The organism is Rothia sp. HMSC036D11, from assembly GCF_001814205.1.
Lineage (GTDB): Bacteria > Actinomycetota > Actinomycetes > Actinomycetales > Micrococcaceae > Rothia > Rothia dentocariosa.
This window is the reverse complement of the sequence record NZ_KV815316.1, coordinates 194,914-208,284: the sequence shown is the minus strand read 5'-3', so window position 1 is coordinate 208,284 and position 13,371 is coordinate 194,914. Positions and strand designations below refer to the sequence as shown.

The 13,371-nt window shown below is 50.7% G+C and carries 11 protein-coding genes; all 11 read left to right on the top strand.

Features of this window, described 5'->3' with window-relative positions; genetic code table 11:
* Positions 1-248: 248 nt before the first annotated feature.
* The 11 genes from HMPREF2958_RS10605 to HMPREF2958_RS10555 all read left to right on the top strand — a co-directional run bounded on the left by HMPREF2958_RS10605 (position 249) and on the right by HMPREF2958_RS10555 (position 13,250).
* Positions 249-1,379 carry a tetratricopeptide repeat protein gene (locus tag HMPREF2958_RS10605; RefSeq protein WP_070697947.1) on the top strand — a complete coding sequence of 377 codons (1,131 nt, stop codon included), beginning with the start codon at positions 249-251 and terminating at the stop codon, positions 1,377-1,379.
* 62 nt (positions 1,380-1,441) lie between these two features.
* Positions 1,442-2,476: an HAD-IIA family hydrolase gene (locus HMPREF2958_RS10600; RefSeq protein ID WP_070697946.1), complete on the top strand. Its 1,035-nt coding sequence runs from the start codon at positions 1,442-1,444 to the stop codon at positions 2,474-2,476.
* A 3-nt stretch (positions 2,477-2,479) separates the two neighbouring features.
* A complete protein-coding gene (locus tag HMPREF2958_RS10595) occupies positions 2,480-2,680 on the top strand; it encodes a hypothetical protein (RefSeq protein WP_004004338.1) in 201 nt (66 codons plus the stop codon).
* On the top strand, positions 2,681-3,415 hold the full coding sequence (locus HMPREF2958_RS10590) for a TlyA family RNA methyltransferase (protein WP_070697945.1): 735 nt from the start codon (positions 2,681-2,683) through the stop codon (positions 3,413-3,415). It abuts the gene before it with no gap.
* A 127-nt stretch (positions 3,416-3,542) separates the two neighbouring features.
* Entirely contained in the window at positions 3,543-4,511 is a 969-nt protein-coding gene (locus HMPREF2958_RS10585) for an NAD kinase (RefSeq protein ID WP_070697944.1), read from the top strand.
* A 140-nt stretch (positions 4,512-4,651) separates the two neighbouring features.
* Positions 4,652-6,361, top strand: coding sequence for a DNA repair protein RecN (gene recN, locus HMPREF2958_RS10580; protein ID WP_070697943.1), 1,710 nt, complete (start codon positions 4,652-4,654; stop codon positions 6,359-6,361).
* A 239-nt stretch (positions 6,362-6,600) separates the two neighbouring features.
* Entirely contained in the window at positions 6,601-8,298 is a 1,698-nt protein-coding gene (locus HMPREF2958_RS10575; RefSeq protein ID WP_070697942.1) for a CTP synthase, read from the top strand.
* A gap of 151 nt (positions 8,299-8,449) precedes the next feature.
* Positions 8,450-9,172 carry an NUDIX domain-containing protein gene (locus HMPREF2958_RS10570; protein WP_083313752.1) on the top strand — a complete coding sequence of 241 codons (723 nt, stop codon included), beginning with the start codon at positions 8,450-8,452 and terminating at the stop codon, positions 9,170-9,172.
* 6 nt (positions 9,173-9,178) lie between these two features.
* Positions 9,179-10,354 (top strand): site-specific tyrosine recombinase XerD, encoded by a 1,176-nt coding sequence (locus HMPREF2958_RS10565; RefSeq protein WP_070697941.1) that lies wholly within the window; start codon positions 9,179-9,181, stop codon positions 10,352-10,354.
* Between the two features lie 340 nt (positions 10,355-10,694).
* Positions 10,695-12,122 (top strand): C4-dicarboxylate transporter DctA, encoded by a 1,428-nt coding sequence (locus HMPREF2958_RS10560; protein ID WP_004004345.1) that lies wholly within the window; start codon positions 10,695-10,697, stop codon positions 12,120-12,122.
* A 267-nt stretch (positions 12,123-12,389) separates the two neighbouring features.
* Complete coding sequence (locus HMPREF2958_RS10555; RefSeq protein WP_037231464.1) at positions 12,390-13,250, top strand: ParA family protein; 861 nt, start codon at positions 12,390-12,392, stop codon at positions 13,248-13,250.
* Positions 13,251-13,371: the final 121 nt, after the last annotated feature.

Genomic DNA, 13,371 nt, shown 5'->3' with positions numbered 1-13,371 from the left:
TGGGGAGCTTTCGCCCATGCTTTTTTGTGTTTAATGGCGGTTTTTACTAAACAACCCCAACCTACTAGCCCGCCTTCTACGAGCGGATGCAGTAGACAAAGCTATTTTGTGATCTAGTATCTCTAGGGTATCGGTCTATGCCAACCTGTACTAGAATATAAAAGGTGCATTTAGCACCCTGAGATTATCTTCCAAAATTTGTAGCGAAGATTCTGTGTTTGATCCCGCCTTCCCCTTTGAGGAGATTCATGTCTGAGACCCCCCAGTCTAAAAATAAGCAGGGTGCTATTGGTGCTTCCACTGCGAAAAACTCCCAGAAGAGCAACTACCACAGTAACGCTCAACATTCTGATGGGGCTGGGGCAAATCATAAGGATAGCGATGGAGGACGCCGAAACGACTTGAAAAACCCGAATAAATCGCATCGTTTCGGTTTTCGGAGTAAGTCACCTAGGCAGCACGCGTATAAGACAGAGTCTCGGGAGAACGTGCGATCTGTTGACGGTCGAGCGGGTTATCGTCCTGCCAAGCCAAAGGCGCCTGAGATTGACAGTGATGTAACAGGTCGTGAGTTAGACAATGCTACAAGCCGTCAGCTTCGCGCGCTTGAGCCTAGGAATGCTGCTACCGTTGCAAAACATCTTGTTATGACTGGACGATATCTGGAGCTTGATCCCCAGTTCGCGCTTGAGCATGCTGTTGCTGCGTCTCGAAGCGCAGGACGTATTTCTGCGGTACGTGAGGCTGTAGGTGTCGCCGCATATGTCGCTGAAGATTACGAACTAGCATTACGTGAATTACGTACGCATCGTCGCATAAGCGGTTCTCTGGATCATCTTGCGCTCCTCGTAGACTGTGAGCGCGCTCTTAACCGTATTTCTAAAGCTCTTGACATGATAGAGGAAGCTAAACGTGAAGAACTTCCTGCCCCGGTTCGCGTTGAACTCGCCATTGTTGAATCTGGGATATATGCAGATCAGGGCAAAAAATCGCAAGCGATATCGGCTCTCCAAATTCCGCAGCTAAACCCAAAACGGGCTTTCGAATACAGCCCTCGACTCTTCACAGCATATTCCGAGGCTCTAGATAATGCAGGACGAAGCCAGGAAGCAGAGCAGTGGGCACGCCTCGCATTCAGGGCCGAAGCCGCTTTGGGACAGGGTGAGTTCGCCGAGCCTGAGATTTTCGATATTTATGGTGAATCCGAGCTCTTTGAACCTGAGGAACCTGTGCTAGAAGACCTCGAACAACAAAGCAATACTGACGAGGGAACACAGCCAGAGAAGGAAGAGGCATATAGTTCTGACAAGTCAAAGAACTTGGCGGTTGCATCTTCTGAATATGAAACGAAGCCTTCCCAAAATGAAACAGAGCAGTAGAAACTATCTGTTCCTCGCCTGAGGCTACTTGTTTTGTCTATAACCAGAAAGAATTGAACATTATGACGAGCGAACCCCTACTAGCTCAGTACGATGCCTTACTTTCAGATCTCGACGGGGTAGTATACGCTGGACCCTACGCTATTGAGGGAGCGCCAGAAGCCTTGAACCGCGCTGAAAGCAGTGGGGTTCCCGTCGTCTTTGTGACTAATAATGCCTCGCGCTCCGTAGAATCTGTAGCGGCTCACCTGCAAGATTTAGGCGTGCGCACGCAGGCGGAACGTGTTGTCAGTTCTGCCCAGGCTGGTGCTGCTTTATTGGCTCAACATGTGCCCGCCGGGTCTAAAATTCTGGTTACCGGTACTGAAGCTTTAGCAGATTGTCTACGTGCCGTTGGGCTGGAACCTGTATCATCACAGTCCGACAACCCTGTTGCCGTGGTTCAGGGTTTTAACCCGCAACTCAGCTGGGAAGATTTGGCAGAGGCAGCGTACACTCTCGCTGATCAGAACGTCTTATGGGTTGCCACGAACACAGACCAAACTATTCCTAAGGAACGAGGGCAAGCGCCCGGTAACGGTACTCTAGTAGCGGCGGTAGGCATCGCAGCACGCCGTACTCCGATAGTCGCAGGGAAACCTGAAGCCGCTATTTTTGAGACTGCGGCTCAATCAGTAAAAGCCTCAAAGCCCGTTATTGTAGGGGACCGCCTTGACACCGATATTCTGGGAGCCAACAAAGCTCATATGGCGGGTGCACTTGTGCTGACCGGCGTGCAGACCTATCAGGATGTTATATCGGCGGTCCCTGAACAACGTCCCACATATATTTTGCGCACTCTTGATGACTTTTTCGAACCATATCCACAGATCGAAATTCTCCATGAGGACCACGCGATTACAGCGCATGGACCATCATGGACTGCCAAGGTACAGGGAAACAATCTCTATTTAACCGTCCAAGGCTCTTTCGCGCCAGAGGACTTTTCCGGCAGCGATGCGGAAGCAGAAGCCTGGCGCGTAGCCTGCGCTGCCTGGTGGGCGGCGCATCCGGAGCAGGCAGTGACCCCGAATATTCAAGGTCTTCCCGAGGTTTAACTTATGGGTAAGAAACAACAAAACTCTACAGAAAATGCTGATAGCCATGAGTCCCTTGAAGAAGCTGACTACCAGGAGTTTGAAACACAGCTGCAGGCTGTTTTAGCGATGGATCCTGTAGAGCGTATTCGGGCCTATGGAACCTTAGTTGATAATCTCGAAGATAATGTACGTTTCTCCCGAGAACCCGGGGAGAACTCCTAGGTGCGGCTCGATAAATTTCTTGCCGAGCATGGGCTTGTTGCATCTCGTACTTTAGCGGCAAAACTTATTGATGCCGGGTGCGTGAGTGTTAATGGGAAAATTGTGTATAAGGCATCGCAGCCTGTACATCGTGACGATGATGTACTGGTACAAGAAAGCCCTCTTACAGAATATGTGAGTCGTGCCGGGCATAAACTTGCTGGTGCCTTAGATATTTTTACGCACATAACTGTAGCCGGTCGTCGCTGTCTGGACGCAGGTGCTTCTACTGGAGGATTTACCGACGTACTCTTGCGCCGTGGGGCTTCATATATTGCAGCAGTTGACGTGGGTCACGGTCAACTTGTTGAGTCTTTGCGCATGGATCCTCGAGTTGATGCTTATGAAGGTCTTAACGTGCGTTATCTAACTCCAGAGGATATTGGGGGCTTAGTTTCCCTAGTTGTCTCTGACCTTTCTTTTATCTCGTTGACGTTAGTCATAGATGCTCTTGCGCAGGTGACCGAGGAAGATGGGGACTTAGTGCTCATGGTGAAACCACAATTTGAAGTAGGAAAACATCAAATTGGGCGTGCAGGAGTGGTTACAGATCCTCAAGCACATGCTTTCGCCGTGCGTAAGGTGCAAGACTCGGCTCAATCATGTGGTCTTCGTGTGATAGATACTGTGCAAAGCCCTTTACCCGGGCAAGATGGTAACGTCGAATTTTTCTTATGGTGCAAGAAGCAGAAATAACAAACAAACCTTTTTATCGAAATAATATTCTAGAAAATATGTTCCAGTATAATGGGGAATTCGGCTATACTAAAGAAGTAGTCGTGGGATAATTCGCAAATAATGCTTGCTGTGAGGAGGGTAGAACGTGTCAGTAACGGAAAATCGTAAAATTCTAGTCTTTGCGCATACTGGCCGCAAAGAAGCGCGGGATGCAGCCCGCCAGGCGTGTAAACAGCTGCATAGTGCAGGTCTAGTGCCCGTGATGAACCGTTCTGATCTGGAAGCCTTGACGGAAAATTGGGACGATCCGGTGCCTGTGCAGGTGGTACATGAGAGTGTTGCGCTTATTGATATTGAGCTTGGTATGGTCCTCGGCGGTGACGGTTCTATCCTACGTGCTGCAGAAATGGTGCGACATACAAGCATTCCGCTGATCGGCGTGAATCTGGGACACGTAGGATTCTTAGCGGAATCGGAAGAAAGTGATCTGCAAGAAACTGTAGACCGCATCGTCAAGAGCGAGTATGCGGTCGAAGAGCGTATGGCAATCGACATTGAAGTATGGCACGAGGAGAAACGTGTTCACACGGATTGGGCGCTTAATGAAGTAAGTGTTGAAAAAGGCAACCGCGAGAAGATGATTGAGGTCATCATTGAGGTAGATCGTAAGCCAATAAGCACATTTGGCTGTGATGGTGTGGTGATAGGTACGCCCACGGGATCCACCGCATACGCATTTTCAGGTGGGGGACCGGTAGTCTGGCCCGAGGTAGAAGCTATATTATTGGTGCCGCTTTCAGCACATGCCCTTTTTGCACGACCGCTAGTAGCATCTCCGTCTTCTATGGTAGCTGTTGAAATGATGGCTCATGGTGCATCCGGTGTGTTGTGGTGCGATGGACGACGTATGAATGATCTGCTGCCCGGTTCCCGCATTGAGGTGCGTAAATCTGAAAAACCAGTGCTTTTGGCACGTATCCACCCCGCCCCGTTCTCTGAACGGCTGGTTCGTAAGTTTGCTCTGCCTATTCGAGGATGGCGAGGCCCAACCTCTGAGGAGGAGCGTGAGGCGTGTGATGCCGGTGAAAAAAACAGTTCGCAAGATCCTCATTAGTTTATATCTGGTACTCACACGGAAACCGAATGTTTGGGCACTCCAGCAGGAAGTCGGTCAGTGCAATAGAGCCGCACATAGCTTGCGTATGTGGCACGGCTCCAGCCCCTATGCGGTAAGGACTTTAAGGTAGACGCATCGTGATTGAAGAAATCCATATTCGGGACTTGGGCATTATTACTGATGCTCGATTACCCTTGCAGCCCGGGCTGTCGGTTCTAACAGGTGAAACTGGTGCCGGTAAAACTATGGTCGTTACGGCACTTGGTATGCTTCTCGGGGCGCGTAGTGATGCTGCAAGTGTGCGTCAAGGGGCAAAGAGCGCCTTAGCGGAAGCCATTGTGCGCCTACCTCAAGAACATAAGGCTTTGACCCTCGCGGAAGAAGTGGGCGGAACAGTTGACCCGGTAGATGAAAAAACAAGCGAACTTCTCTTAGCTCGCACCGTTAATGCTTCTGGGCGTTCTCGAGCACATGTAGGAGGATGCACCGCGCCTGTCGGTAAGCTTTCAGATATTGGGCAAACTCTTGTAGCTGTGCACGGTCAGTCGGATCAATTGCGTCTCAAGTCTGCCAGCGAGCAACGTCGTGCACTAGACCTTTATGCGGGCGAAAAGCTTTTTGACCTGTTGGAGAAGTACCAGCATACCTATGAGCGGTACCGAGTCGCAGCCGCTGAATATAAAGAGGTTCGTGAGAATTCTCGTGCACGAGCATTAGAGGCGCAAAGCTTGCAGGGGGCGCTTGAAGAAATAGACTCCGTAAACCCACAGACGGGCGAGGACGAAGCGCTTAAGAATGAAAGCATCAAACTGATGAATGTTGAGGCGCTTCGTACCGCAACCGGTGTCGCAGCGGCGGCGCTGTCGGGCAGCGAATATACGGAAGGTACAGAGGCAAATGTACTGAGTCTTCTGGACGCGGCACATACATCTCTTTTGGGACAAGCCGATGCCGATAGCGATATAGAGAATTTAGCTCAACGGGTTAACGAACTTTTAGTTCTGGCGACTGATGTTGCCACCGATATTTCTACCTATTCGACCTCGTTAGATTCTGAAGGGCCTGAACGCCTAGCGCAGGTACAGGAGCGTCGTGCGCAGCTGAAAAATTTGACGCGAAAATATGGTGCAGATATTGCGGAAGTCCTTGAGTGGGCCGAAGAATCTCGTGATCGCCTGACTCACCTTGTTGATGATCCAGCGCGACAGGAATCTCTAGAGCAAGAGCTCACCGACCTGCGTCAGGCTTTAGGAGAGCAGGCAGCTCAGCTTATGAAAGCGCGTCAAGAAGCCGCTTCGCGTTTGGCGGATTCTGTTAGTGAAGAACTAACCGCGCTTGCCATGCCGAATGCTTCTCTTGTTGTTGAAGTTGCCGAGGCAGATAAATTTTCAATTCATGGTCGTGACACAGTGACCTTTATGCTTGCTCCGCATCGTGAGGCAACCCCTCGTCCACTTGGGAAAGGCGCCTCTGGAGGTGAGCTTTCACGCGTAATGCTTGCGTTGGAGGTTGTGTTGGCGGAAGTGGATCCGGTACCTACCTTTATCTTTGACGAAGTAGATTCGGGCGTTGGCGGTAAGGCTGCTATTGAGATTGGTCGCAGGCTTGCAATGCTTGCCCAGCATGTACAAGTTTTGGTGGTAACTCACCTACCACAGGTTGCGGCTTTCGCGGATCAGCATATTCTGGTCCTTAAAAATGATGACGCATCGTTATCGAAAGTACAGGTGCTTTCTGACCAAGAGCGTGTTGTGGAACTCGCTCGTATGCTCGCCGGACATGATCAGTCGGAAGCAGCCCAAGAACACGCGCGAGAGCTTTTACGCGCAGGGGGCCAGCTTGAGTAAACAGGTGCTGAAAAGACAATGGTCATAGCTGATATATCTGGAGGAGTATTCCAAGGATATTCGGTAGTGTTGGGGCGCAGATATTTCTAGAGGCCGTTGTGGTGCAACACGGTATTCAGCGGTAGATAAAGCGTTTATTATGGCGTAAAAACTGCGCGAAATACGGGAAAGAGCTCATTAAATCTAGGGAAGAGAAACGCTCTCGTCCGCTAGTGTTCTATTGGATAGGGGAAAAGAAAATGGTAAGCTTGAATTCCGTGGTGAATGAAAATAATAACGCTCTTAACGCGTCCGCTAACGGTAAGGTAACCCGCCAAATCTTTGTTACGGGTGGTGTTGCTTCTTCTCTCGGTAAAGGTCTTTCAGCTTCTTCTCTCGGTCAGATTTTACGTTCTCGTGGTCTATCGGTCACGATGCAGAAATTTGACCCGTACCTTAACGTAGACCCCGGTACCATGAACCCTTTCCAGCACGGCGAAGTCTTTGTAACTGACGATGGTGCTGAAACAGACCTTGATATTGGGCATTACGAACGCTTTCTTGATGAGAACCTTGACCAATCCGCTAATGTTACAACCGGTCAGGTGTACTCGACCGTTATCGCAAAAGAACGTCGCGGAGAATATCTGGGCGATACTGTGCAGGTTATTCCTCATATCACTGATGAAATCAAAGCACGTATGCGTTACGCCGCCGAAATCGAGAACGCGCCCGATATCATCATCACTGAAATCGGCGGTACGGTAGGCGATATTGAATCGCTGCCCTTTATGGAAGCGGCACGCCAAGTACGCCGTGACGTTGGACGCCAGAACGTGTTTTTCCTCCATGTATCTTTGGTACCCTTTATCGGCCCTTCCGGCGAACTCAAAACGAAGCCTACTCAGCATTCCGTTGCAGCATTACGTGGTTTGGGTATCCTGCCCGATGGCTTGATTCTGCGTTGTGAGCGTGATGTTCCGGAATCGCATCGCGCCAAAATCGGTAACGCCTGCGATGTTGATACTGCCGCCGTTATCTCATGTCCCGATGCCCCCAGCATCTACGATATTCCCAAAACCCTTCATTCCCAGAAGCTCGACGATTATATTCTGGATTACTTTGGCATGACTGCCCCTGAGCCAGATTTCACGCAGTGGGATCGTTTGTTGGATGCGGTGCACCGCCCCTCCGCCGACGTTAACATTGCCCTCGTGGGTAAGTATATCGATCTTCCTGATGCATACCTCTCGGTTTCTGAGGCTCTGCGCGCCGGGGGCTTTGCGAATAATGCAAAGGTCAATATCAAATGGGTCGCTGCAGACCTATGCGCCACCGATGAAGACGCAGACCATCAGCTGCACGATATGGATGCCATTTTAGTACCCGGCGGTTTCGGTATTCGCGGTCTGGACGGCAAGATCGGCGCATTGAAATATGCTCGTGAACATAAGATTCCTACTCTGGGCATTTGCCTGGGGCTGCAGTCCATGGTGATTGAGTACGCTCGAAACGTTTTGAATCTTTCTGACGCATCCTCAACCGAGTTTGACCCGGAGACATCAATGCCAGTCATTGCCACGATTGAAGAGCAAAAGCAGTTTGTGGAAGGCGCAGGTGATTTGGGCGGAACCATGCGTTTGGGCCTGTACACAGCTAATCTGGTTCCCGGTTCACAGGTTGCTCAGGCTTATGGTGAGACCGAAGTGGCGGAACGGCATCGTCACCGGTACGAAGTTAATAACGAGTACCGTGAACAGCTTGAGAAGGCTGGCTTAGTTATCTCCGGTACTTCGCCGGATTCCTCGCTCGTGGAGTATGTTGAGCTCCCCGCTGATGTGCATCCTTACTATGTGGCGACTCAGGCGCATCCGGAGTACCGTTCGCGTCCTACGCGGCCGCATCCGCTTTTTGCGGGGCTGGTGAAAGCAGCTCTCAAGCGTAGCGGTAAAGAGTAAGAACTTTCTTCATAAAAAGTCGCGGACTGCCGATGTAGTCCGCGACTTTGCTCTGCCGAAGGAAAATAGAAACGTCAGCGCTGTCAGCTGATAGCTCTGTCCTTAAGGCTCTGATTCTGGCGACCGTAAGTATGCAAATTAGAATAGGGATATGAACACTTCAGAGAACAAGAATCCGCATCGAATAGACCCTATGTATGCTGATGTGATCGATGCTCCCTCAACGCGAGAAATCCTAAGCCGTGAGGTGCAGTATAGCGGATATGTTCTCCAAGCAGCCGTGGAGCACTATGATCTTGACGGGCACGGTACCACTTTAACGCGGGATGTTATCGACATGCCCGGTTCCGTTGCGGTCGCCGCATTGAACAACTGGAATGAGATTCTGCTTCTGCGTCAGTATCGGCATCCCGTGCGTATGAACCTCTGGGAGGTTCCCGCAGGACTTCTTGATATTACTGGTGAAGACCCTCTTTATGCAGCCCAGCGCGAACTCGCGGAAGAAACCGACCTTGGGGCTCATCGCTGGCGCAGCCTGGTCGATTATTACACGACTCCGGGAGCCGCTTCGGAAGCGGGCCGTATATACCTTGCCCAAGACCTGTACGAGATTCCTGAAGCAGACCGTATAGTACGCAGGGACGAAGAAGCGGAGATTACCTACCGGTGGGTTCCGCTTGAACAGGCCGTACGCCTTGTGCTCGCGGGCCGACTACATAACGGTTTGGCTATTCAGGCTATTCTCGCGTCATATTGCGCAGTCGAGGCTCGGCAAGAGCAACTGCCCTTGCGAGATGCCGCCGATACCTGGGATTTTCATCCTTACTTGGGAGGGCGCCGTATCCGACCCGAAACTTTTAAGCACGAGGAATAATTCGCTATGGTTTCTCAGCACCTGAGCGAAGGAATACATCGTATAAGTCCGCTTGAGCGGGATATTGATCAGTATCTTATTCACCTGCGAGTTGAAAAAGGCAGCAGCGAGAATACGATAGCTTCGTATGCACGCGATTTAAAACGATATGTGGAATTTATGGCGTCACGCGGTATCATTGATGCCCACCGAATTCGCACTGCCGATGTGCGTGCCTTTATGCGTGAACTTGCCCAACCGTCACTGCCGCGTGCGGGGGAGAACAGAGATTCGGGGCATCCCAGCAAAAGCCAGGGAGAAAAACCATCTGAATCTGATACCCGAGCAGAGGAACTCGAAGATACCCTGGAGTCTTTGGCGGTTTCCCTCTACACCTCGGATCAGACAAAGGCTCCTTCAACGAGTACGCGTGATGTCACGCTGCCTCTGCCGCTGGGTCCTAATTCAATTGCACGTACCATGGCTGCAGTTCGTGGCGCGCATAGTTTCTGGCATGCTTCGCGCATCCTGGAGACCGATCCTGCCGCTGCCGTGAAACCGCCTAAAAATGTGAAGCGATTGCCCAAAGCCGTGTCCGTGGAGCAAATGCAAAAGCTCCTTGCCATTCCCAGTCTTAAGACTCCTACCGGCCTGCGTAATCGAGCGATACTTGAGTTCTTATATGCTACCGGTGCGCGCGTGAGCGAGATGCTGGCAACAGATCTGGACGATATACACCTGGGCGAAAAACCCCGCGATGAAAACGGGGAATCTATTGCCGTGCCTGGGTATGTGCGTCTTTTCGGCAAAGGGGGTAAAGAGCGTTTAGTACCTTTGGGATCCTATGCGCAGAGGGCGCTGGAAGACTACATTGTGCGCGCTCGCCCCATGTTTGCTTCACACGGTAAAGGCACCGCTGCGCTTTTTCTCAACGGGCGGGGGAGCCGGCTGGGTCGACAGGGAGCATGGCTTATCCTCAAAGAAGCAGCTGAGGAGGCAGGGCTGAGCTCTGATTTTTCGCCCCACTCTATTCGACATTCGTTTGCGACGCATCTTGTACAGGGCGGCGCCGATATTCGCGTGGTTCAGGAACTATTGGGACACGCCTCGATTGCGACTACACAGGTGTATACCAAGGTTACTCCGGAAGGGATGCTGGAGGTTTACCGTATGGCGCATCCTCGTGCACATGAGCGTACTTAGTAGGTGGTTAGTAGAAGTAGACTGTGGGGAATAGTTGCGCGGAACGACGACACTATGTCTGTATAGCTATGCCGACAAATATGCGTTTAAAGAGAAAATACGCCAATAAGATACTATAATTTAGCTTATTTATACGATTTACACTCTAAAGATGTAATATTTATGCTGTTTGTAACAGACATGTAAATATTCTGTTGCAATGGCATATTTTAGTCAGAAAACACCCGCGTTAATGTTGCCGTAGGTGTAGCCTGTATAACATCCTGAATCCGGAACAATAAAGTTCTGGTCGGTATAGACACACAGCACCGTGCGTCCCCGGCGCGAAAGGAAAGAATTAATGAGTACGGAATCCGCAAAGAAACCGTTCTACAAAGACCCAACCCATATGCTCTACCTCTCGGTGATTGCCGCTGTGATCCTTGGGTGTATCTTGGGAATGACCGTTCCCGATTTTGCAAAAGAGCTGCAGCCCATCGGTACTGGTTTTATCGCTCTCATCAAGATGATGATCGCCCCTGTAATTTTCTGTACGATTGTGCTGGGTGTAGGGTCTATTGCTAAGGCAGCAACCGTCGGCAAGGTCGGTGGATTGGCGCTGCTGTACTTCGTACTCATGTCAACCTTTGCCTTAGGAATTGGCCTGGTTGTAGGTAATATTATCGAGCCGGGAAGCTCGCTGCACTATGACCCGGCAACAACGAAATACACGCTTCCGAATTCGTCTGAAGGACATGGCGGTGATAGCACTGTCTCGTTCCTGCTCAACATCGTGCCGACTTCTTTGCTTTCGGCATTGACAAGCGGTAATATTCTGCAAACCCTTTTCGTGGCGCTTTTGACCGGCTTTGCCTTGCAGAAGATGGGACCGGTTGGCGCTCCTATCCTCAAATTTCTGACCTACTGTCAGGCGCTCGTATTCCGTCTGCTCATGATGATTATGTGGTTAGCGCCTGCTGGTGCGCTTGGTGCGATTGCAGCTGTTGTAGGTTCTACGGGTTCCCGTGCGATATCCTCAATGTTTATTTTGATGGTGGCATTCTATATCACTTGTATTCTCTTTGTCGTAATCGTTCTGGGCACTATTCTCAAGCTCGTAACCGGTGTGAATATCTTTACCCTGTTGAAATATCTGGCGCGCGAATATCTCCTCATCTTCTCAACATCCTCGTCGGAGGCGGCGCTGCCGCGTCTTATCGCTAAAATGGAACACTTAGGTGTTTCGAAGCCTGTCGTAGGCGTTGTGGTTCCTACGGGGTATTCCTTTAACCTGGATGGCACCGCAATTTACCTGACGATGAGCGCCCTCTTTGTCGCGGAGGCTATGGGGACTCCACTTGCGTTAGGCGAGCAGATTTCTCTGCTGGTCTTCATGATCATTGCTTCGAAAGGAGCTGCCGGTGTTTCGGGCGCAGGGTTGGCGACCCTGGCAGGCGGTTTGCAGTCGCACCGCCCCGACCTTGTTAATGGTGTAGGTTTGATCGTGGGAATCGATCGCTTCATGTCTGAAGCACGTGCGGTCACTAACTTCACAGGCAACGCAGTGGCGACGTTACTCATGGGGAAGATTGTTAAAGAGGTAGATATGGATCGTGTTCATGCGGTGCTGAAAGGGGAGATCCCCTTTGACGAATCCACCATGGGCGGCGAACTACACGGTGACCAATACGTGGATAATGCGGTAAGTCAAAAATCTCCCACCAAACAGATGTCCGTTGTAGCTGAACCAAAGATTAAAAATACTGTGACGCTACCGGAAGATCAATAAGTTAAAGTATGCGGGAAGGTGTATCTGTTTCTAGGGGAAAGCGCCTTCCCGCATATTGCAAGATCTGATTTAGCATGAGAATTACATAACGCTGTGGCTTATGGTGAGCGGGGTCTCTAGAATTCCCGAATATTTGGTTTATAGACCTGAACAGAGCGCGATGTAACATAATTCGTACGTAAAGCGAACTCACAAACCTGCTGAGCGGGCGTGTGTGGGGTAACCTTATACATAAAGAGAAAATTCGTTGACGAAGGTGAAGATAAGTTGACCGAAGCACCGGCACAAGAACTCGGACCAACCGGCCGACCCCTACGTGAATACCCCGACCCTGCGCCTATAAGCCAACATGGTCCCGCCCGCATCATCTCAATGGTGAATCAGAAGGGTGGCGTAGGAAAGACGACCTCAACCATAAATCTTGGTGCTGCACTTGCGGAGTGTGGTCGTAAAGTGCTCCTTGTAGACTTTGACCCTCAGGGTGCCCTGTCCGCTGGTTTCGGTACAAATCCGCATGAGCTTGAGCTGACCGTGTACAACGTGATGATGGATCGTAAGGTCGATATTAACGACGTTATTCTACCGACCGATATCGAGAACATCGACCTTCTTCCCGCAAACATCGACCTTTCTGCGGCTGAAGTTCAGCTAGTAAACGAAGTTGCTCGCGAGCAGGTACTCGCCTCAGCCCTACGTAAGGTACAGAATGAGTACGATGTTATTCTGATTGACTGTCAGCCCTCGCTCGGCCTGCTAACCGTAAACGCATTGACAGCATCACATGGCGTTATCATCCCGCTTATCTGCGAATTCTTTGCCCTACGAGCTGTGGCGCTTCTCGTGGACTCTATCGAGAAAGTGCAGGATCGCCTGAACCCAGATCTAGAAATTACCGGCGTTCTTGCGACCATGTTTGACGCCCGCACCATCCATTCTAAAGAAGTGCTTGCACGTATTATTGACGCTTTCGGAGATAAAGTATTTGACACCGTGATTAAGCGAACCGTTAAATTCCCGGATGCTACAGTATCGGCAGAGCCTATCCTCTCATATGCCAGCAACCACACCGGGGCTCAAGCTTACCGGCAGGTAGCCCGTGAACTTATTTACAAGGGCGGAGCCCGATAAGATCCTGGATCCCATGTGCCTTGACACCACCTATAAACCTTGAAGGTATGGTGTCAAGGCACGTATAATATGGGCGGTACATCCCGTATCTTTTATAATCTCGCAGGTTATCCTGCAATCC